This is a genomic window from Bacillus oleivorans (assembly GCF_900207585.1).
GTDB lineage: Bacteria > Bacillota > Bacilli > Bacillales > JC228 > Bacillus_BF > Bacillus_BF oleivorans.
This window is the reverse complement of sequence record NZ_OAOP01000005.1, coordinates 123,385-142,265: the sequence shown is the minus strand read 5'-3', so window position 1 is coordinate 142,265 and position 18,881 is coordinate 123,385. Positions and strand designations below refer to the sequence as shown.

At 39.3% G+C, this 18,881-nt stretch carries 15 protein-coding genes and 1 pseudogene; 6 read left to right on the top strand and 10 right to left on the bottom strand.

Features of this window, described 5'->3' with window-relative positions; genetic code table 11:
- Positions 1-77: 77 nt before the first annotated feature.
- Complete coding sequence (acsA, locus tag CRO56_RS12575) at positions 78-1,796, bottom strand: acetate--CoA ligase (protein ID WP_097158964.1); 1,719 nt, start codon at positions 1,794-1,796, stop codon at positions 78-80.
- A 190-nt stretch (positions 1,797-1,986) separates the two neighbouring features.
- Between acsA and CRO56_RS12570 the strand changes: the two genes are divergently transcribed.
- The 3 genes from CRO56_RS12570 to CRO56_RS12560 are packed head-to-tail and all read left to right on the top strand — an operon-like array spanning position 1,987 to position 4,442.
- Positions 1,987-2,619, top strand: coding sequence for a GNAT family N-acetyltransferase (locus CRO56_RS12570; protein ID WP_097158963.1), 633 nt, complete (start codon positions 1,987-1,989; stop codon positions 2,617-2,619).
- 22 nt (positions 2,620-2,641) lie between these two features.
- Positions 2,642-3,295, top strand: coding sequence for an acetoin utilization AcuB family protein (locus CRO56_RS12565; protein ID WP_097158962.1), 654 nt, complete (start codon positions 2,642-2,644; stop codon positions 3,293-3,295).
- Positions 3,288-4,442, top strand: coding sequence for an acetoin utilization protein AcuC (locus CRO56_RS12560; RefSeq protein ID WP_097158961.1), 1,155 nt, complete (start codon positions 3,288-3,290; stop codon positions 4,440-4,442). The genes CRO56_RS12565 and CRO56_RS12560 overlap by 8 nt, the downstream gene beginning before the upstream one ends.
- Positions 4,443-4,513: 71 nt before the next feature.
- Here the strand turns inward: CRO56_RS12560 and ccpA are convergent, their stop codons facing one another.
- The 4 genes from ccpA to CRO56_RS12540 form a co-directional block, all read right to left on the bottom strand.
- Positions 4,514-5,512 carry a catabolite control protein A gene (gene ccpA / locus CRO56_RS12555; protein ID WP_097158960.1) on the bottom strand — a complete coding sequence of 333 codons (999 nt, stop codon included), beginning with the start codon at positions 5,510-5,512 and terminating at the stop codon, positions 4,514-4,516.
- Positions 5,513-5,812: 300 nt separating this feature from the next.
- Positions 5,813-6,889, bottom strand: a complete 1,077-nt coding sequence (locus tag CRO56_RS12550) for a bifunctional 3-deoxy-7-phosphoheptulonate synthase/chorismate mutase (RefSeq protein ID WP_425427200.1) — start codon at positions 6,887-6,889, stop codon at positions 5,813-5,815.
- Between the two features lie 238 nt (positions 6,890-7,127).
- On the bottom strand, positions 7,128-7,568 hold the full coding sequence (locus CRO56_RS12545; RefSeq protein WP_097158959.1) for a YtxH domain-containing protein: 441 nt from the start codon (positions 7,566-7,568) through the stop codon (positions 7,128-7,130).
- 18 nt (positions 7,569-7,586) lie between these two features.
- Entirely contained in the window at positions 7,587-8,078 is a 492-nt protein-coding gene (locus tag CRO56_RS12540) for a DUF948 domain-containing protein (RefSeq protein WP_097158958.1), read from the bottom strand.
- 199 nt (positions 8,079-8,277) lie between these two features.
- On the opposite strand from CRO56_RS12540, the gene CRO56_RS12535 reads away from it, so the two are divergent.
- The gene (locus tag CRO56_RS12535; RefSeq protein WP_097158957.1) at positions 8,278-9,393 is read left to right on the top strand and encodes an aminopeptidase; all 1,116 of its coding nucleotides are present in this window, start codon (positions 8,278-8,280) and stop codon (positions 9,391-9,393) included.
- Between the two features lie 352 nt (positions 9,394-9,745).
- Here CRO56_RS12535 and murC read toward each other — a convergent pair whose 3' ends face one another.
- From murC to CRO56_RS12505, 5 genes are all read right to left on the bottom strand, one after another.
- Entirely contained in the window at positions 9,746-11,056 is a 1,311-nt protein-coding gene (gene murC, locus CRO56_RS12525; RefSeq protein ID WP_097158955.1) for a UDP-N-acetylmuramate--L-alanine ligase, read from the bottom strand.
- A gap of 105 nt (positions 11,057-11,161) precedes the next feature.
- On the bottom strand, positions 11,162-12,265 hold the full coding sequence (locus tag CRO56_RS12520) for a nicotinate phosphoribosyltransferase (RefSeq protein ID WP_097158954.1): 1,104 nt from the start codon (positions 12,263-12,265) through the stop codon (positions 11,162-11,164).
- 222 nt (positions 12,266-12,487) lie between these two features.
- Positions 12,488-14,944 (bottom strand): DNA translocase FtsK, encoded by a 2,457-nt coding sequence (locus CRO56_RS12515; RefSeq protein WP_097158953.1) that lies wholly within the window; start codon positions 14,942-14,944, stop codon positions 12,488-12,490.
- Between the two features lie 183 nt (positions 14,945-15,127).
- Positions 15,128-15,934 (bottom strand): DUF1444 domain-containing protein, encoded by an 807-nt coding sequence (locus tag CRO56_RS12510; RefSeq protein WP_425427199.1) that lies wholly within the window; start codon positions 15,932-15,934, stop codon positions 15,128-15,130.
- Between the two features lie 193 nt (positions 15,935-16,127).
- A complete protein-coding gene (locus CRO56_RS12505; RefSeq protein WP_097158952.1) occupies positions 16,128-16,454 on the bottom strand; it encodes a thioredoxin family protein in 327 nt (108 codons plus the stop codon).
- Between the two features lie 296 nt (positions 16,455-16,750).
- On the opposite strand from CRO56_RS12505, the pseudogene CRO56_RS23630 reads away from it, so the two are divergent.
- Together CRO56_RS23630 and CRO56_RS23625 are read left to right on the top strand one after the other, a co-directional pair.
- Positions 16,751-17,761, top strand: a pseudogene (locus CRO56_RS23630) (sensor histidine kinase); the annotation flags it as partial.
- The gene (locus tag CRO56_RS23625; protein ID WP_425427203.1) at positions 17,756-18,853 is read left to right on the top strand and encodes a methyl-accepting chemotaxis protein; all 1,098 of its coding nucleotides are present in this window, start codon (positions 17,756-17,758) and stop codon (positions 18,851-18,853) included. The pseudogene CRO56_RS23630 and the gene CRO56_RS23625, both read left to right, overlap by 6 nt.
- Positions 18,854-18,881 lie beyond the last annotated feature (28 nt).

Below are 18,881 nucleotides of genomic sequence, written 5' to 3'. Positions count from 1 at the left end.
CGCAAGCAGGGAACTTTATAATTTCCGAAACCATAAAAAAAGCAGTATCTCTTGCCGAGACACTGCTTTTTAATTCATTAATCTTCCATTGTGGACAAGTCACCAGCCGGGAGATCTAATTCCCAGGCTTTAAGAACGCGACGCATAATTTTACCGCTTCTTGTCTTCGGAAGCTTTTCTTTAAATTCAATTTCACGAGGAGCTGCATGGGCAGCAAGACCTTTTTTAACAAACTGTCTGATCTCTTCAATTAATTCTTCTGATGGTTCATATCCAGCACGAAGGGCAATGAAGGCTTTAATAATTTCACCGCGAACAGGGTCAGGCTTCCCAATCACACCAGCTTCAGCAACGGCTGGATGCTCAACTAGTTTACTTTCTACTTCAAATGGCCCTACTCTTTCTCCCGATGTCATGATTACATCATCGATACGGCCCTGGAACCAGAAATAACCGTCCTCATCCATGTAGGCTGAATCTCCGGAAACATACCAATCGCCAGTTAAGAAATAAGATTGATATTTTGCTTCGTTGTTCCAAATTGTTTTCATCATCGAAGGCCAGCCTTTTTTAATAGCCAGATTCCCCATTCTGTTTGGAGGAAGTTCATTTCCCTGATCATCGACAATTGCAGCCTTTACGCCTGGAAGAGGTTTACCCATTGATCCTGGTCTGATTTCCATACAAGGATAGTTACAAATCAGCTGTGCTCCTGTTTCTGTCATCCACCATGTATCATGAATTCGCATGTTGAATACCTTCATTCCCCAGCGAATAACTTCTGGGTTTAACGGCTCACCAACACTAGCGATATGACGGAGTTTACTAAGATTAAACTTTTTAACGACTTCATCCCCAGCACCCATCAACATTCTAAAGGCTGTTGGCGCACTATACCAAACCGTTACACCAAGATCTTCAATTGCTCCGTACCAGCTTTCAGGACTAAAGCGGCCACCTACAATCACATTTGTAGTTCCTGTTAGCCAAGGACCGAAAATTCCATAGGACGTTCCTGTTACCCAGCCTGGGTCGGCTGTACACCAGTAAATATCCTCTTCTTGAAGATCAAGAACCCATTTCGCAGTTTGATAATGTTGGATCATCGCATTATGGACATGAAGAACACCCTTTGGTTTTCCTGTAGAACCGGATGTATAATGCAGGATGAGACCGTCATTACGATCAACCCACTCAATCTCAAAGTCCTTATTGGCTTCATTTAATTTTGCTATCAAATTAATATAAGTGTCGTCTTCTTCAATGTTGGACCCTACAAGGAAGACCTTTTCCAGTGCAGGAAGCTCATTAACTGGTACACGGCCAAGCAATTCTGGAGTCGTGATTAAAACCTTCGCTCCACTGTCTTCTAATCGATCGCGAACGGCTCCTTCCATAAAAGCCTCAAATAACGGACCGACAATAGCACCGAGCTTAATGATACCGAGAACAGAAAAATAGAGTTCTGGAGAACGAGGCATGAAAACAAAGACGCGATCTCCCTTTCCAACATTTCCATATGTTTTCAATACATTGGCAGCCTGGTTCGATAACTCTTGCATTTCTTTAAAGGTATATTTTTCATTTCTTTCTGAATCTTTATAGTAGAGGGCAACTTTATTTTTTCTGAAGGATTCTGCATGGCGGTCGATAGCTTCATAGGCAAGATTTACCTTCCCAGTTTCATACCAGCTAAAATTTTTTTCAACTTCTTTCCAATCAAAGCTTTCAACAGCGTTTTCATAACTTTCTAGATTGTATTTGCCACTTACTGCTGGGAGCGCTTCCAATTTCATTTTTTTCTCCTCCTTCAAACATTTCGAGTCTAATAGTATTATAATATAAAGAAGGATTGTTCTCAATTTTTAAAATTTTTCTGAGACCTGAGAATGCCGACGATCTTTCTAAATTTCTGAAAGAAAAGTGCCATTTCGGATAATAAATATTTTTCGATACCCAAAAATTGATCGCTTAGGTGGTGATGAAATGGAACATCATAAGACCATTTATTCGAAAGAACTGAATACTCCAAATGGAACTCTCATGATACAAGGTCCCGTTTCTGCTGAGGAACTGGCAACCTATCAATTTCATGATGACTTAACTTCATTTAGGCCAGCCTCTCAGCAGCACAAAGCATTAGTTGAAATAGCCGCTCTTCCTGAAGGCAGAATTATTATTGCAAGAAAGGAACAGGTTGTGATTGGATATGTTACATACCTTTATCCTGATCCACTTGAGCGTTGGTCTGAAGGAAAAATGGAGGATTTAATTGAATTAGGGGCAATTGAGGTCATCCCGCTTTTCCGCGGAAACTCAGTTGCCAAAACGCTTTTACAAGTTTCGATGATGGACGATGCAATGGAGGACTATATTATCATAACAACCGAGTATTACTGGCATTGGGACTTAAAGGGAACGGGCCTCAACGTTTGGGAATATAGAAAAGTAATGGAAAAAATGATGAATGCAGGCGGACTCGTATGGTTTGCGACGGATGACCCTGAGATTAGTTCACATCCTGCCAACTGTCTGATGGCTAGAATTGGTTCAAGAGTACCGCCTGAATCCGTTGAAAAATTTGATCAGCTTCGATTTAAAAATCGTTTTATGTACTAACTCTTGATTTGGGGTGAATCGAATGATTGTTGAAGAAGTAATGAAACATGAGGTTTGGAAGCTTTCACCTAAGGATACTATTAAAAAAGCGATCCAATTAATGGATGAAAAAAATATTAGACATATTCCAATAGAAGACGAAGATGGCTGTATTGCAGGAATTATTAGTGACCGTGATATTAAAGAAGCTTTATCGTCTGACATCGGATTCCCAAACAATTACAGCCAGATTTTAGAACACAAGCTTGAACAAATTATGATAAAAGAAGTGATTACTGCTCATCCTCTTGATTTTGTAGAAGAGGTCGCTAGTCTTTTCTATGAAAATCAAATTAGCTGTATCCCTATTGTTTCAAACAAAAAAATGGTTGGAATTGTAACCAAAACCGATATTTTATATACCTTTTTACAGTTAACAGGTGCCCTGCAGCCCGGATCAAAAATAGAAGTAAAGGTTCCAAACCGTGCTGGTATGTTGTCCAAAGCAGCTGCAGTCATAAGCGACCTAAATGTAAATATTCATAGTGTTCTAGTCAACCCATTCCACCTGGACGAATCTTTTAAAATCTTAGTCTTTCGGGTCCAAACCATGAATCCGACTCCCATAGTGAAAGCTTTGAAGGAACAAGGATTTGACGTTCTATTACCTTACACGTGGGTGCCACTCAATGAGTAAAGAATCACTCTTTATTTTTTCAGACAAACTGCTGCAATATAAATTTGGAGGACAGCATCCTTTTAATCAGTTTCGGTTAACCCTAACTGTCGATCTATTAAAAAGTCTGGGTGCCATTGATGAATCTCACATTATGGAACCGAGAATAGCAACTGAAGATGAATTGCAGTTAATCCATTCTTCTTCGTATATAAACGCGGTAAAATTAGCCGGTTTAGGCCAGATTGATACTGAAAAGGCCGGCGCCTATGGATTAGGAACCGAAGATACCCCAATTTTTCCTAATATGCATGAAGCGAGCTCTTACATTGTAGGCGGAACCCTTACAGCAGTCGAAGCGGTGATGAGCAGTTCATATAAACATGCACTTCACTTAGGCGGGGGCTTGCACCATGGTTTTAAAGGCAAAGCTTCAGGATTTTGCATTTACAATGATTGTTCCGTAGCGATTCAGCATATTGTGAACAAATATGGAGCAAAAGTACTGTATATTGATACGGATGCACATCACGGTGACGGTGTACAATGGGCCTTTTATGAAGAGCCTTCTGTTTGTACATTATCCATTCACGAAACTGGACGATACTTGTTTCCCGGTACAGGAGATGTCATGGAAAGAGGACAGGGGAAAGGATATCAAACCGCCTTTAATATCCCGATTGACGCCTTTACTGAAGATGAATCCTGGCTAGAGGTATATGAAACAGCTGTAAGAGAAGTAGTAGATTATTTTAAACCTGATGTGATCATAACTCAAAATGGAGTGGATGCTCATTTCCATGACCCGTTAACTCACCTTTGCGGAACGATGGATATATACAAAAAAATCCCGCAATTAGCACATGAACTGGCACACCAGTATTGTCAAGGGAGATGGATTGCGGTCGGGGGTGGCGGATATGACATCTGGCGTGTCGTCCCTAGAGCATGGTCCCTTCTCTGGCTTGAAATGACTGACCAGCTTGAAAAGGTAAATTCAGCTAATCTTCCAGCTGAATGGATCACAAAATGGCAAGAGAAGGCTCCTGTTCCTTTACCAGCATTATGGACGGACTCACGGGATATGTACACACCTATTCCAAGGAAAGCCGAGATTACCGAAAAAAATAGAAGGACATTGGAAAAGGTACTGTATCCGATTCGATAGAGGCAGACGGGACGTCCATCCAATAAAAAACAGCCGCAGACTTCTTTCTGCGGCTGTTTTTACCTATTCGTCTATTTACTTGATTGCCGTTTTTCAATTCGATGCGGGAGAATTACCGTATGCTCGTCCACGGATTCTTTATTCATGAGCTTAGTTAATAGGCGCATCGCAACCGCTCCGATATCATAAAGAGGCTGTACAATGGTTGTTAATTGTGGCCGCACCATTTGGGTGAGTCTTGTATTATCGGAGCTAATTACTTCAAGCTCGTCTGGAACAACAATTCCACGGTCCTTTCCTCTATGAATAACAGCCAATGCCATCTCATCTGAACCGACAAAAATAGCAGTAGGCGGTGTGTCCATATCAAAAAGCCGGTCGGTTGCCTCTAGACCAGAGTCATAGGAATAATCCCCTTCGACTACATATTCTTCATTGAATTCAATACCCGCATCCTGAAGGGCTCTTTTATATCCATTTAATTTTTTCACTGAATTGATCGGTTCATTTAGCGGTCCTACAATAAAGGCAATATGCTTATGTCCGCTTTCAATAAAACTGTTAACGGCGTCATATGTAGCCTGCTCGTAATCGATATTAACAGACGGAATTTTTCCTTGTTCTTCAATAGATCCGGCTAATACAATCGGAACAGAGGCCGACTCAAATTCTTTTACATGCTCTTCTGTCACGTTTCCGCTCATAAATACCATTCCGTCTACTTGCTTGCCAAGCATCGTCTGAAATAAATGGATTTCTTTTTCCGGATTCTGGTCCGAGTTACTTAATAATATATTGTATTTATACATAGTTGCAATATCTTCAATACCTCTAGCTAGCTCGGCATAGAAAATACTGGAGATATCAGGAATAATAACACCGACTGTCGTTGTTTTTTTACTGGCTAATCCTCGTGCAACTGCATTTGGACGATAGCCAAGTCGTTCTATTACTTCCAACACTTTTTTTCTAGTTGTTGGCTTTACATTGGGATTGCCGTTCACAACCCTTGAAACAGTAGCCATCGATACATTTGCTTCTCTAGCAACATCATATATCGTTACATTCACTAGACTTCACTCCTTACCGACATATTTCTATTATTTGTAAACAAATGTTTATATATCCATTATAATCTTTATCCTATCATACGACAGAGAATGACAACCCGCAAATATTTCTGCCATATTTTCACGAAAAAGTAATAAATTTTGCTTTTTTTAGGCGACAAAATATCATAAAACTAATCTTTCGAATGTAAAGCGTTCTATTATAGCACTGAACCAGTGTCCTTTAAAAACCTTTAATCACCATATGACTAAGAGGGATATACGGAAAACAGGTCCTCTAGAAAGAGAACCTGTTTTTTCTTACGCACGCTGTAATTGTAGTATCTTCTCAATTTCTGCATAAAAGGCATCAAATTGATTTAAATCCATTTGCTGCGCTGCGTCTGAGAGGGCGACGGCTGGATCTGGGTGTACCTCAGCCATTACACCATCTGCTCCGATCGCCAATGCTGCTTTTGCAGTCGGCAATAGTAAATCTCTGCGTCCAGTTGAATGGGTAACATCCACAAATACTGGCAGATGCGTTTCTTGTTTAAGAATTGGCACTGCTGATATATCAAGTGTATTCCGAGTTGCCTTTTCGTAAGTACGAATTCCTCTTTCACAAAGAATGATTTGACCGTTGCCTTGTGCCATGATATACTCTGCTGCATTGATAAATTCATCAATTGTTGCAGCTAATCCGCGTTTTAATAGGACTGGCTTATTGACTTGACCTGCTGCCTTCAGCAGTTCAAAGTTTTGCATATTACGCGCACCGATTTGAATTACATCAATATATTCAACCGCTTTTTCAATATCATTTGGAGTAACAATCTCACTTATTGTAGCAAGGTCAAATTCATCAGCCACTTGTTTTAAGATTTTTAAACCTTCAATCCCAAGTCCCTGGAAGTCATAAGGAGATGTACGAGGTTTAAACGCACCTCCGCGAAGCAATTTTAAACCTTTTGCTTTTACCGCCTTTGCCACTTCAGCCACTTGTTCATATGATTCTACTGCACATGGACCAAAAACAAAGTGTGGACGGCCATTTCCAACTTCTTCGCCTTTTACATTGACAATCGTATCTTGTGGCTGTTTCTTTCTTGATACTAATAATGCCTTTCTATGGTCATCTTCCTGAAGTTCTAATGCCGCCTTAAATATTTCTTTAAAAATATGCTGAATTGTAGACACTTCGTAAGGTCCTTCATAGTCCTCGGTGATTTTATTTAACATAGCCCTTTCCCTCACTGGATCGTACCGATTAACTCCTTGAGAGATTTTTACTTTTCCAATTTCTTGAGCTATTCTTCCACGCTCGTTAATCAGCTCTAACATTTGCATATTAATCTCGTCAATTTGCTTTCTTAACTCTGAAAGATCTTTACTCATAATAAAATCACCCTCCTGTGCTTTGTGACAAATTTTTAAGTTAGGACTCATTATAAGGGATAGAAGCCAAAAAGTCACGAAAAATTTCTTTAATAATTAAACGCATTTAAGCTTTTAAGTAATAAAGTTAAATGAGTATTATATGAAGGTTATTTTTGAAAGGTGACAGAAAATTGGGGCCAACTTTTCGTTAACCATATAATAAAGCGATGGACATAGCTTGACCATCGCCTAAAATTTATCCTTTATACGTTTCTTCTAATTCATCAAAAGCTTTCTTGGTCTCTTGTAATCTTTGTTCCACATCTATTTCTGTGTCAGAGACTGCTGCCTCTTCTTCTCCCTGATCCCTTACTTCTTGATGATCGCCAACTCGGATTGATTTCACTTTATTTTTTAATTCATTGGATTGCTGCTGAATCATTTGTGTCCATTCGCTCGTTTTTTCTCTTGCTGTTGACGCAATTTGGGTTCCGCCCTCAACAGCTAATTCCTTCCATTGACCTGTTTTTTCTTTTAGGAGAATGGCCTGTTCATTTAAATCACTTCGAAGTTCCCTGCCTGACTTAGGAGCAAGCAATAAAGCAGTTGCTGCACCCACAATACTTCCAACTAGTGCTCCAATTATAAAGTCCTTTGTATTCATGCTTCCGCCATCATTTTGATTATTTTGTCCCATATAAGCTCCTCCTTTATTTTATGCGCGATCAAAATCACGCTCGTTCCTGAATTTTCTCTCTATGTGCTCTAAGGTGTTTTTCTGCTCACTTCTATTCTTTTGTTTTCTTTGATTCCAGCGGTCTTTAAGCTCTATAAAAACTTGGCTCCACTGCACAACTTGCGAAATCTTATCCTGGTTGGCATCAGCCTGTTGAATGACCTTTTCAGTAATTCCTTCAATTGAGCGATTAAATCGTTGAATCGAAGTGCCTACATCTTTTACAGCATCGACCACACTATTCAATTTTTCAGATTTGTCCTTCATATCTTCGGCTAACTGATTCGTTTTCTTTAAAAGCTCTGTCGTTTCATGAGTGACACCCTGCAACTGACCTTCTAGCCCGTTTAACGTATGTGACACACTGTCTAATGTCTTTTGTAGAGATTTTAAGGTTTGAATGAGGAATATAACTAAAACAAAAAATGCGATAGCAATTAAAGCTATACTTAAATATAAAATCATCTCCATCAGCAGCAAAACCTCCATCATTTATGTAACATTTTCCTATTCCCTTATTGTATGACAAAAAAACTTATTTTTAAAAGGATTTCTTATCTCAAGAAGGAAAACTCTTCTTTTTTTGCCTTTTCTTTTATGTTTTTGCGACTTTGTGTAAAATATAATGGAATTATTACAAATATACCATTACTGCAGTGGAGGGGTTTAGTTGAAAGATCCAAGAGTGGAAAAATTGGCGAACACTTTAATTAATTATTCGGTTCAATTACAAAAAGGCGAAAAGGTACTCATCGAAAATTTTGGTTTGCAGCGGGAGCTCGTAGTTGCTTTAGTAAAAGAGGCATATGCAGCAGGCGGTTATCCCTTTGTTTCTATTAAAGACAAGCAAGTAGACCGGGCTTTACTAATGGGTGCAACTGAGGATCATTTTAACTTGCTTGCCCAATTTGAAGCGAACGTTATGAAAGAAATGGATGCATACATAGGGTTGCGTTCTGGCAACAACATTAACGAACTAGCCGATGTTCCAGATGAAAAAATGAAAATTGAGGGAAATACAGTCGGCAAAATGGTTCACCGTGAAATCCGCGTACCAAAAACAAAATGGGTTGTGCTTCGTTATCCAAATGAATCGATGGCTCAGCTAGCCAAAATGAGTACGGAGGGATTCGAAGATTTTTATTTCAATGTATGCAATTTAGACTATAGCAAAATGAATCACGCGATGGAGCCGCTGGTTGAATTAATGAACCGTACCGATCAAGTGAGAATTACGGGACCAGGGACCGACCTGCGCTTTTCAATTAAAGATATTCCCGCGATTAAGTGTGCCGGCCATGCCAATATTCCGGATGGAGAAGTATATACAGCACCGGTAAAAGATTCTGTCAATGGGACAATATCCTACAACACACCGTCCCCTTACCAAGGGTTTACCTTTGAAAATGTCAGCTTAACATTTAAAAATGGAAAAATTATTGATGCTGTATCCAATGATACCGAACGGATTCAAAAAATATTTGATACTGATGAAGGTGCCCGTTATATCGGAGAATTTGCAATTGGAGTCAATCCGTATATCCTTCACCCGATGCAGGATATTTTATTTGATGAAAAAATTGATGGAAGCTTCCACTTTACACCTGGCCAATGCTATGAAAATGCCTATAACGGCAACCACTCCAACATTCACTGGGATATGGTCAATATTCAAAGACCTGAATACGGCGGCGGGGAAATCTATTTCGATGATGTTTTAGTCCGCAAAGACGGGCGATTTGTTTTACCTGAACTAGAAGGATTAAATCCGGAAAACTTAAAATAATAATGAAAAAGAGGCATGCCGACCGGCAGGCCTCTTTTTCTCCAGGATCTCTCCAATCCTTTATATGGCAACAACAAAACGTCGATGATGTTCTTCTTTGGAGGTTTTGTTGGACAAAACCAAGCGAAATAACAAAGGAAATGTCCTTCATCGGATCTATGATAGACAATTGCAACCGAAAACCGCACCAAAGTGTCCTTCATCAGGGCCATGATAGACAATTGCAATCGAAAACCGTACCAAAATGTCTGTCATCGGAAGATATAATTATACATTCGCTCCATTCCATCCAAAAACCACACCACCAATACCAGGCCCCCAAAAGAAAAAAGCTTCGAACCAAAGTTCGAAGCTAGTTCATATGCTGGGTAAGCCATTCTTCATAGGCATCTTGAAATTTTTGAATATCCCCCGCTCCCATAAAAATCACTACGCTGTTTGCATGGTTATTTAGCGCAGATGGATCATCTTCCTGAAGCAGAGAGGCACCCTCAATTTTATCTTTCAAGTCATGAATTGATAGCTGCCCGTGATGCTCACGAGCAGAACCAAAAATATCACATAGGTATACGTAGTCCGCTTCACTCAGACTGGATGCAAAATCGTCTAAAAATGTCTGAGTTCTCGTAAAGGTATGTGGTTGAAAAACAACGACTATTTCTCGTCCAGGAAACTTTTGTCGCGCCGCCTGAATCGTTGCTTTGATCTCAGTCGGATGATGGGCGTAATCATCAATCAGCACCTGGCTGCCAATTTCTTTCTCAGTGAATCTTCTTTTTACACCCTCAAACGTTTTTAATCGTTCTTTAACAAGCTCTACGTCTAATTCTTCATAATGACAAAGGGCTATAACTGAAAGGGCATTTAAAACGTTATGATCCCCGTAAGATTTAATAAAAAAGCGTGAATAAAATTCATTTCGCACAAATACATCAAATGACGTTCCTTCTGTTGATTTCTCAACATTTCGGGCTTGGAAGTCATTCCCTTCATCAAACCCGTAGAACATGACAGGCACTTTTGCCTGGATTTTCTGAAGCTGTTCATCATCGCCACAGGCAATAATCCCTTTTTTCACTTGCCAAGCCATTTCCTGAAAGGCAGCAAACACATCTTCAATATTGGCAAAATAATCAGGGTGGTCGAAGTCAATGTTCGTCATGATTGCGTAATCAGGAAAGTAAGATAAGAAATGTCTCCTATATTCACATGCTTCAAACACAAAATACTCTGCACTCTCGTCTCCATGACCAGTGCCATCTCCAATTAAATAGGCAGTTGGCTTAATTCCCTTCATTACATGGGCAAGTAATCCAGTTGTCGACGTCTTACCATGTGCTCCTGTAATGGCAATACTCGTAAACCTCGACATAAAATCGCCCAAAAAACGATGATAACGAACGATCGGGAGTCCTAATTTCATAGCTTCTTGGATTTCTTCATGTGAATCAGGATAAGCATTCCCCGCTATGATCGTCATTCCTGGCTGAATATTCTCTTTGGCAAAAGGGAGTATTGTAATTCCTGACTTTTCTAAAGCTAGCTGAGTAAAAAAGCGCTTTTCCACATCAGAGCCTTGTATGTCAAAATTCATATCATGTAAAATTTGGGCAAGCGCACTCATACCAGAGCCCTTTATACCAACAAAGTGATAAAGAGTCATAAATTGAAACCTCCAACAATCGTCTATCTTAAACCATTATATGAATCATACTTTTATTTGCGAATCAAACTTCATCCGAACCATTATACCATGTTTTCAACTATGTTATTGTAATTCCACTTTTTCTAACCTTGGATTTGGGCGATATCTGCGGCCAGCTTTCGCCTGAGGCTGACCATTCAATAAAACATTATCTCCTGTAAAACCGATATTAATTTTCAGCAAGCTTCGTCCCACTCCATACATATCTACCGGTGCTTTTTTCTTTTCAAACTCGAGTATCCGTTTTTCGTCAAATCCTCCGGTTACAAGAATCTTTACATGATTGAACCCCTCATCATCTAAAGTTTTTCTTAAAGCAAAAATCAATTCCGGATTGACTCCTCTAGGATCAAAGGTACCCAAAAGGTGCTGGTTTCTGAGGAAATACTGATCAATCATTGTTCTCGAAGTATCAAGTCGCACCGTTTTTAAATCCTCTCCAAATTCTCTCGCGACTCTTAATGCGTCTGTAATGACGTCATTATTGTAATCAATTAAAGCCGACAATTCGTCTTCCGGAAATGTCTCTTGATACGCTTTACAAGCTGCAATGATATCACCGTCGAAAAGCTGAATAAGGGCGTGAGGCATCGTGCCCATTCCTTTTCTGCCCCACCATTCATTCATGGCATGGGTAGCTTGGGCTGTCGACCCTCCGACATAGGCTGCATACCCGTCACCCGCTTGCTGGGTGAAGTGGTCGTCACGATCTCCCATAAAAATAATGGGTTTTTGCGTTCCAGAAATTCCTGCGGCTTTTACGACATTATATACATTCGTAGCAACTGAAGTCCTTCTGGCCAAAATCCCATCAATTAATCCTTCTAAATAACCAAAATTTTGATAAGGGCCTGTAATGGTTAATACGGTTTCAAACGGTTCAATCTGATCTCCATCTTTTAAAGAATAAATTTCTAACCCTGATGGATCGTCAGCAAATGTTTGAACTAATGCTATGACCTCATCCGTACCGCAAAGAACAGCATGATCTTTTTGAAAAAATTGCATGGTCACTATATAATTGGGCCGATATTTTTGGACTATTTCCCTTGTCTTTAAAAAATAAACCGCCGAAAACCAGCCATCCTTTACTCTCTCATCAAATTTAAAGGTTTTATTCGTTAGCCTTTTGATCTTCCCTTGTAACTTCAATTCGATTTCCTTCATCGCTAATCTCCTTATGTATCCTTAACTTTACTGCTACCTGTACATATAGAGGTAATGGACTACTCTAATCAATCCCGTAAAATTGATCCTGAACGACTAAGAAGTGTTTGTCTTAAGTATATGCAAAAGATTATTAGATTAGTGGCCCTAGGGAAAAGAAGGCCACTTATCCTATTTCATTTTATATAGAATCGAACCACAAGTAAAGCTTAGGTCTATGGCCTATTGGTCTGACTGAATCGCAAGCTCATCTTCTGAGACTAGGACATCCCTTGGTTTTGTTCCATTTGCCCCGGATACAATCCCTTGAGACTCCATCATTTCAATCAGTCTTGCCGCACGATTGTAGCCAATCCGGAATCTTCTTTGTAAAAGAGATGTTGATGCATTCCCTTGGTCTATGACAAATTGGCAAGCTTCCATGAACAATTCATCTTCTTCGTCTGCGATTTGGGCTTTTTGCAATAATTCTTCCTGACGGAATAGGTAGTCAGCTTCTTGCTGCATTGATACATGCTGTACCACTGCATCAATCTCGGTATCCGATACAAACGTACCCTGCAGACGAACCGGTTTGGAAGCCCCATTTTCCAGAAAGAGCATATCTCCTTTTCCCAGTAATCTTTCTGCTCCGGACGTATCAATAATCGTTCTGGAATCTACTTGGGAAGAAACAGAAAAAGCAATTCTAGTTGGTACATTTGCTTTAATCAAACCTGTAATAACGTCTACTGAAGGTCTTTGTGTGGCAATAATTAAATGGATTCCGCAGGCTCTAGCCTTTTGAGCAATTCGGCAAATAGCATCCTCTACATCGGCTGGTGCCGCCATCATCAAATCAGCCAATTCATCTATCACAATTACTACATAAGGCAGGGTATTATCAGGGAATAATTGATTATATTTTTCAATATCCCTTACCCCTGTTTTTGCAAATTCATCATAGCGTGACTCCATTTCCTGTACCGCCCATTTTAACGAACTCGTAGCAGCCTTAACGTCTGTAATAACAGGACTGACTAAATGAGGGATACCGTTGTATGGTGTCAGTTCCACCATTTTCGGGTCGATTAAAAGCAGTTTCACCTGATCAGGATGAGCTTTATATAACAAACTCACTAATACAGAGTTTATGCACACACTCTTTCCAGACCCAGTGGCACCTGCAATTAAACCATGGGGCATTTTCTTTAAGTCTGTTACAACCGGTTCGCCGGAAATACTTAAACCGAGTGCCACTGTAAGTGGTGAAGAACTTTCCGTAAATTTTGGATGTTCCGTTATTTCTCTCAGATGAACAGGTCTGGATTTTAAATTAGGAATTTCAATTCCGATTGTATGTTTGCCTGGAATTGGTGCTTCCATCCGAATATCACGGGCTGCCAGGCTCAGCTTTAAATCGTCCGTTAAATTTGTAATTTTATTAACTTTAACCCCTGGTTCAGGGCTGACTTCAAACCGAGTAACTGATGGCCCTTGGGAATAATTAACAACCCTTGCTTTAACATGAAAATATTCAAGCGTTTGATTTAAAATATGGGCCTGGCCTTCGATCCAGTCACCCTGGTCTGCTTCACCAGCTGGCGGAGTCAACAATTGCTGACTTGGGAACAAATAGCTTTTCGTTTCTGGCACCATTTTTTCGGTTTGCTGCATAACTGGCCCAGAAGGCTGCTTTTCGTTTCGTCTTTCCCATTTTAATTTATCCTGTTTCAGCATAATAACATTAAAGGGAAGATGCGGACGAGTCGATTCCCGGCTTTCGCCATTCTCTTCGTTTTCAGCAGTTTCTATTGCTGCAGCTGCTTCTTCATTTCTTTCATTATCAATCCTTCGAGAATAATAAATAGCTTCCGGAGTTTCCTGCCCTTCCTCTGGTTCGTCATTATCATAAAGAACTCGGAATTCTCCCGCTTCCATGTGATCTGCTTCTGTATTAACCTCTATCTCTTCCTCGATTTCATTGGTCTCCTCTGTTTCTTCATAAAAAGCTTCTTCCTTGCTTTCTATCTGTGCAAATGGAGGTTCAGGATCAAACTCATTTATAATGCTCAATTTTCGCTCTGAACCCGTTACAGGCACTTCCCGCTCTTCATCTGTGATTTCCCCATTATGACTTACAGAGAGGATGACTTCGTCAGTTTTCTCTATCGTTTCAATCTGTTCTCCAAGAATCTCAGTAAAAAACCCTTTTTCATATGTATTTTCCGAGTAATTTGGTATAGGAGATTTTTCTCTCTTTAAATTAGATATTAGTAAGCTATTATTTTCAGTCCGGCTATGAAATCCATAGATAGGGGATGGAATTTGAGTAGGAGAAAAAGGCTTCTTCGGCCCTTTCTTCATTTCCATCTTCTTCTGAATCTCTTCTTTTATAGGAGACTGTTTGTCCTCCTTCTGTTCACTGCGTGCCCTTCTTCTCTCACGAATCGGAATACTCTGTTCCTTTTCCAGATGCCGCCTTGTTGTTTGATGCCTTTTTCTATGTAATTCTTCATCCGATATCAAGGGAAATCTGAATTGCCCTTTAGGATACTGGTATGTAATGCGGGCTTCGACATCTTTTCCGCGGCTTTCCTCAGGGTTTATGAAAGGCCGTTCTTTTAAATATTCTTCCAGAACCGATTGTTCCTCTTCTTGTTTCTTTATTTTTTGAATCCATTTATGAAAGAAATTCATCGAAAACCCTCGCTTTTTAATTGCTCCTCTAATAAACCCAATGCCCTTTAGGCAAAAAAAACTGGCCTGAAGCCTCGAGTTTTTCTTCTATTATAGCCTATTTTAGACTAATAGAGTATCGAACTTCCTATCGTTTCTAAAAATCAAAGAAAATGTCATAGATGTAATAAAAGGGAGAACTCCCTACTCAGTGGGAGGTTTATTTTTCCCTAAAATGAAAATTGGTTCAAATTCACCATCCTGATAAAGAAATGACAGAGCGGTAATCGGAACATATCCGTTTGTAAAAAAGCTCATTGTCATTTGTGCTAAGACATCATAGCCCGTTTCGTTTTGGATGTCACCTATAATCAGAACATCCTGATGAGGAACAGAAACGGTCATGGTCCCTTTTATTTTTTCTGACATTGTCCGCAGGAATATATCATTTAATATTCTGCTCGCATCATAGCCATCATTTGAATTAAGAAAATAAAAAGTATTCCCTGCTACTACATCTTGTTTCATTTCTGTATCTAATGAGCGAACGTTAAACTTCGCCATTTCTCTGACAGTTTGGGGAGATACATCGTTATCTCCCAGCCACTTTTCATCGATCAGGCGATAGCTTTTACCCAAATCTAACGCATAATATATTCTTGTTTCTGCTGTATGATTATCAAATAAAAGCCTCACTCCATCTTCAGATTGGGTCGGAAAAGAAGTAGATCTTATTACCGGAAAAATGAGACCTCCGCCATCGTCCATTGCATGTTCCTTACCCATTACTGTGAGCGCTTCATTCACATAGTAAACAATTTCCTCAATCGCTTTTTCCTTTATTTCGTTCCATTTATTAACAACCGATGACAGGGATACAGTAATACCTTTTCCGGTATCCCTATTTTCAATCCGTAATGCATCATGTTCACGATCGTAGCGAATCGTTCGATTAGGTTCCTTTAATTTTTCCTCAAGAATCTGTTTCATTTTCAGCGTATTCATTTTCATAGCGGCCACCTCATTTTTCTTACATAAAGAATATTGTACTGAATCTTAAAACGGTTGTTCAACCATTGTAAAGTATAGAGACGTGTGGGTAAAAAGAGGCATGAGGAAATTTGAACAGGAGAAAGGGACTGCCTTATACCAGCATGCAATACTGCCGGCAGCACGCCATGTACTCCGGCAGTATCTTAATTATTTAATCCGCTGTACCAGAAAGACTCGTTAAAAAAGACTCAATTTCTTCTCTTGTCTTGCGATCTTTACTGACAAAACGTCCTACCTCGTTCCCATTATGGAAGGCAACAAAACTTGGAATACCATAAATGTCCCACTCTTGGCAAAGATCAATAAATTGATCCCGGTCTACATAAATAAATCCAAGGTCCGAAAACTTTTCTTCCACTTCTGGCATAAAGGGTTCAATAAAGCGACAATCTGGACACCAGTCTGCAGAAAATACAAATACATGCGTACCGCTATTTACTAGTGTATTAACTTCTTCAAGTGAATGAAGTTTCTTCATCAAAATAACCTCCGATTCATGCTTGTTCGTATTTAATAAAAAAATTGTATCAAAAGTAGGGAGTCAAAGACTAATAATTTGCCGATAACCTCGATTTTATATTACTTTTGGACCAATTTATTATTCTAATACAAGTTATGCGACACATTTCATTAAACTCTTGAATTGTTTTACCGATAAAGTCTATAAGGGGAATTTCGTCGATTTTTCTTAGAAATTGTATAAAATACAGACAAAAAAATGTTAAAATTCCTTAAAAAAGAGGGGGGTCTTCATTGAGAACCATTCAATCAAGAATGTGGCTCATTGTAATTAGTGCAGTTGCTGGCATGATTATTTTACTTGGATCTAATTTTTATCTGTCATTAAAACAAAATGCTGCGAGCGAAGTTCAGGAAGAATTATCAGCAGCGGTTGAAAGAAGCCAGGCACTAAAATATAGCATGTCCCAAGTTCGGACTTTAGAGCAGCAATATTTAAAAGAACCAAATCCTGATACAGCATTTCGTATTAATGAAGACATTAATTCGATTCGTAATGAAGCAGTTAGTCTAGCAAAAAATTATGCAGAAAACAAACAAATTGAAGAGCAATTTACGAAGATCAAAGACTCAGTAAATACCTATTATGAACGTTTTGTAAGTTTAACCGATACATACGAAACCATTGGATATACAGCAGTGGATGGTATTAGAGGAGAAGTAGACCTTCTTAATAAAAACTTGACCTCTCTTGCTGCTTCAACAGCAAATCAAAACATCGTAAATGCAATGTCGCTGCTTAGTCTCTATGAGAAAAACTTTATGATTACAATGGACAGGGGAAGCTATAACGAATTTGCCGACCAACTCCAAAATATGAAAGAGATTGTAAATGCTACTAGTGTAAATCAGACCACAAAGAACGGTATCATGACCTCTCTTTCCAATTATCAGCGCCTTTTAAATGATGTTTTACGCACATTTGACAGAACCAATGCCTACATGGAAGATTTTAACCAGCTTGGTGAAGAAATTGAACTTGCAGTTACTTCCGTAGAAGGCTTTGTAAAATCTGATTTGGACAACGTAAAACGAACACTGCAAAGTGAAAATGAAACGTTGCAATTATGGATTATTCTTTTTAGCTGTGTTTTAATCGCCTTTATTTTTGTCATGAGTTTTTATATTGTAAAAGGAATTAATCGTTCTATTCTTTCATTAAAATCTGGTGCAGAAAAAATCGGGAACGGAAACTTTGCTCACCGGGTCGCACTTGATACAGAAGATGAAATGGGAGATCTGGCGAGCACCTTTAACCAGATGGCTGATAAGGTTCAGCATGCATTTATTCAAATTTTGAATTCGTCTGATGCTGTCCAGGCTGCTTCACAACATCTGGCAGCGATCTCAGAAGAAACAACGGCACAGGCCAATGAAGTGAATCATGCCATTAAACAAGTAGCAGCGGGTGCAACAGATCAATCTGAAAGACTTGAAGAAGGTAACCTGCTTGTAAAAGAAGTGTCTGAACAAATTTTAAAAACAGAAGGTTTAAGTACAATCATTTCCGAAAATGCAGTGCAAACTGAAGAAGAAGGAAAACGAGGGTTATTAACAGTCCAAGAACTTTCGTCGACTTCCGAAGAATTCCTAGAACTGGCCAATCACTTGACACAGCAAGTTGTATTAGCTTCTGAACAATCTAGCAGAATCTCTACCATCGTCGAAACGATTGAAGAAATTGCTGAAAATACAAATCTACTAGCTCTAAATGCAGCCATTGAATCTGCTAGAGCAGGAGAAGCAGGTAAAGGGTTTGCCGTGGTTGCCAGTGAAGTCCGCAAACTGGCCGAGCGTTCTAAAAACGAAGCTAGACAAATACAAGAACTAGTGGCCACTATGAGTGAACAAATGGAGCAACTAAAGCGAGATGCCAGTCAATTTGATGAATTCAAATCAAAACAGGCAACAGTAGTTGGGGAAACAAAAAGCTCCTTTGAGAATATTACGACCCACGTTACAGGAATCTCCCTCAATATTCGGGATATCCAATGGGCTGTTGCGGATATTCAAACAGCTAATAGTAAACTAAGGGAGAAACTTGAAAACATTTATCTGATTTCTGAACAATCGGCTGGAGTATCCGAGGAAGTAAGTGCTTCAAGTGAAACTCAGCTCGAAGCAATTTCTCAAGTAACAGAAGCGGCCAATGAATTGAGTAATATTGCAACGAATCTTCAGCAGGAAATTTCTCAATTTGAACTTGAAGGCACAAACCTGGAGCCGGTTGACGAAATTCCAAAATCTAAATTGGAAGCTAAGCTGGATTTGATCTTCAACAAGCTTTCTAAATCAAAATTTGCAAAAGGAAGCTTAAAAAATTTGAAAGTAAAATTGCGGAAGAAAAAAGGGGAATAATTCAACATAAAAGACTCGAGCTGGTAAA